Raw genomic sequence first — 3,442 nt, forward strand, 5'->3', positions numbered from 1 at the left:
TTTAATCGCAAAAAAAAGCCAGAGTTTGTGCGCTGGCTCATAATTAATTGGTTATTTTGGTCTAAAAGTGACTAATGAGCTTGATCCCAGTTATCACCGTGCCCTGCTTCTGCAACCAATGGTACTTTTAGCTCTGCTGCAGATTCCATCAATTTCTGTACTTTACTTTCAATTTCGGACAATGATGACTCTTCAACTTCAAAGACCAATTCATCGTGTACTTGCATTAACAACTTCACACGGCCATTGCCTTCTTCCTGAATCCACTGATCAACCAACAGCATCGCTTTCTTAATGATGTCCGCAGCCGTACCTTGCATTGGTGCGTTGATTGCCGCACGTTCAGCAGCTTTACGACGCATCCCGTTGCGCGATTTGATTTCTGGTAAATGCAAACGTCGACCAAAAATCGTTTCAACATAGCCCTTATCTGCAGCCGTGCTGCGCGTGTCTTCCATGTACTGCATAACGCCAGGGTAACGCTCAAAGTATTTATCCATGTAGGCTTGTGCTTCGCCGCGAGGGATACCAAGCTGCTTCGCCAAACCAAATGCACTCATGCCATAGATAAGCCCGAAGTTAACGGCTTTAGCACGGCGACGCTGCTCGCTCGATACTTGTTCAATATCCAGACCCATAATTTCAGCCGCAGTTGCAGCGTGAATGTCTTTACCATCACGGAAGGCATCCAATAACGCTTGGTCGCCAGAAAGGTGCGCCATGATGCGCAGTTCGATTTGCGAGTAGTCGACCGCTAAGATTTTATGGCCAGCTGGTGCGACAAACGCTTGGCGAATACGACGGCCAGCTTCGTTACGAATTGGAATGTTCTGTAAGTTCGGATCGGTAGAAGATAGACGACCTGTTGCGGTTACCGCTTGATGGTAAGAAGTATGCACACGCCCTGTTGTTGGGTTGATCATCTTCGGCAGTTTGTCCGTGTACGTTGACTTTAGCTTCGCCAAACCACGGTATTCCAAAATCAATTTTGGCAGTGGGTAATCTAAGGCAAGCTCTTGCAGCACTTCTTCATTCGTCGATGGTGTACCTGATGGCGTTTTCTTCACCACCGGTAAACCCATTTTTTCAAATAGGATGGCTTGTAATTGCTTTGGCGAGTTCATGTTGAACTCTTGCTCTGCAATTTCATACGCTTTCTTTTCAAGCTCATCAAGGCGAGCGGTAATCTCGACCGACTGCGCACTCAGCTTCATTTCATCGATAAAGACCCCAGTGCGTTCAATGCGCGAAAGAACTGGCACCAACGGCATTTCAATCTCTTCGTACACTGTCTTCAGGCTTTCATCCTGCTCGATATTCGCAAACAAGCGATTGTGCAGACGAAGGGTCACATCCGCATCTTCTGCCGCGTATGGCGATGCTTGTTCCAACTCGATTTGGTTAAACGTAAGCTGATTTTTGCCTTTACCTGCAATTTGCTCAAAAGAAATGCAACTATGCTGTAGGAAGCGCAGCGCTAAGCTGTCCATATCGTGTTTACCGCCGACACTGTTGTAAATGTACGATTCCAACATCGTGTCGTGCTTGATACCTTTTAGTTCAATGTCATAACGAGCCAATACAGACGCATCATACTTTAAGTTTTGACCAACTTTTGCTTTCGCTGCATCTTCAAGAATTGGCTTAAGCTGTCCTAGAACCCAATCACGATCAAGCTGTTCAGGTGCATCTAGGTAGTCATGTGCAACAGGCACATAAGCGGCAATGCCTTCATCGACAGCGAATGACAAACCAACCAGGTTCGCTAGCATGTAATCTAGGTTGTCGGTTTCCGTATCAAACGCAAACAACTCGGCCGTTTGAAGTTTGTCTAGCCACGCATTGAAGGTTTCTTCATCCAGAATCGTTTCATATTGGCTGCGGTCGATTGTCACTGCGGAAGTTTCCATCTCAGCATGAGAAGAAGATACTTGAGCAGAGCCAGCAAGCTCAACAGCTTCTACCGACCCAGAACCACCTTCAAGTAGCTCGTTCAACCAAGATTTAAACGTCAGTTGACCATACAACTTCACTAGTTCGTCTTTATTTGGTTCCGCTTTCAGCAGTGATTCTGGCGTTTCTTCAAGTTCAACATCCAATTTAATGGTCGCGAGCTCGTACGACAGCATGGCATTTTCTTTGTTATCGATGAGCTTCTTCGCCATGGTTTTAGAACCACGGAAGCCAAGCGCAGCAATGTCATCGAGATTTTCATACAGCTTAGTCAGACCGCCAATACCTTGCAGTAGTGCGGTCGCTGTTTTGTCACCCACGCCTGGCACACCAGGGATGTTATCTACTTTATCGCCCATCAGCGCTAGGTAGTCGATGATTAACTCAGGTGGAATGCCAAACTTTTCAACCACACCTTCACGATCCATCACGACGTTCGTCATGGTGTTGATCAGGGTAATATTATCATCCACCAACTGCGCCATGTCTTTATCACCAGTACTGATCAATACAGGCATGCCCTTTTGTGATGCTTGATGCGCCAACGTACCAATGACGTCATCCGCTTCGACACCAGGAACACAGATCAGTGGTAAACCCATCGCGCGAATAACATTGTGCAATGGTTCAATTTGGCAACGCAGATCATCCGGCATTGGCGGACGATTAGCTTTGTATTCTGCATACATATCATCACGGAAGGTTTTTCCCTTCGCATCGAAAACCACCGCGATGCGCTCAGACGCAAACTGACGCATCATGCTGCGTAACATGTTCACGACACCGTAAACGGCATTAGTTGGAATTTCACCATTGCTCATGGTGCCCGGGTAGGCGTGAAAAGCGCGATATAGGTAAGAAGAGCCGTCGATAAGGATCAACGGATTTTCAGGAATACTTGCCATAATTGTCTGTATCCAATTCAGTACTTGAGAGATCTGCCTAGGATGCCATGACTGCTGATCCGAATCTATCTTGTTCGCTCGATCTAGGTCGCGTAAATTTTTCGATTTTATTCACGAAGACAACCTCACCCTGTGGATAACTCTGTTTATAGAAATTATCCACTGGTTATCCAATGATAGAAAACACAAAAAACACACACGATAAGTTATTGTTTTTAAATATTTATGTTATAAAACGGCGAGAAGAGCAACGATCCTTAAATGATCATCGTGTGTGGAAAAAATACGAATAGTGACGTCAAATAGAAATCGTAGAAAAGAAAAAAGCGACCCGAATGGGGTCGCCTAGCAGAAGTGGTAAAGCAAATTCTGTAAATAGAGCAGCTTAACCAAGAAGCTATAAATTACACTGGAAGCAATGTGAGCAATGTCGTGTCAAAAAGAATTCGTGCAAGTTCTCGGAAAAATGTTTCATCACTTCTCAACTTTCAGTTAATCAACTTCTGTTAATCAACTTCTGTTAATAAGTCATTCAACGTCCTTGTGAACTCTTCCTCATTCCCTAAGACAGTTTTAATAATAAT

1 protein-coding gene is annotated in these 3,442 nt (G+C 45.0%); it reads right to left on the reverse strand.

What is annotated here, in order from left to right:
• Positions 1–71: 71 nt before the first annotated feature.
• A complete protein-coding gene (polA, locus tag CAG69_RS06085; protein ID WP_161443180.1) occupies positions 72–2,858 on the reverse strand; it encodes a DNA polymerase I in 2,787 nt (928 codons plus the stop codon).
• Positions 2,859–3,442: the final 584 nt, after the last annotated feature.

This window comes from Vibrio sp. V43_P6S15P86 (assembly GCF_009904725.1).
In the GTDB taxonomy this organism is placed as follows: domain Bacteria; phylum Pseudomonadota; class Gammaproteobacteria; order Enterobacterales; family Vibrionaceae; genus Vibrio; species Vibrio diabolicus.

What these genes read in the sequence shown, in the direction of transcription:
- polA (WP_161443180.1), bottom strand. Translation starts at nt 2,858, where the DNA reads ATGGCAAGTATTCCTGAAAATCCGTTGATCCTTATCGACGGCTCTTCT.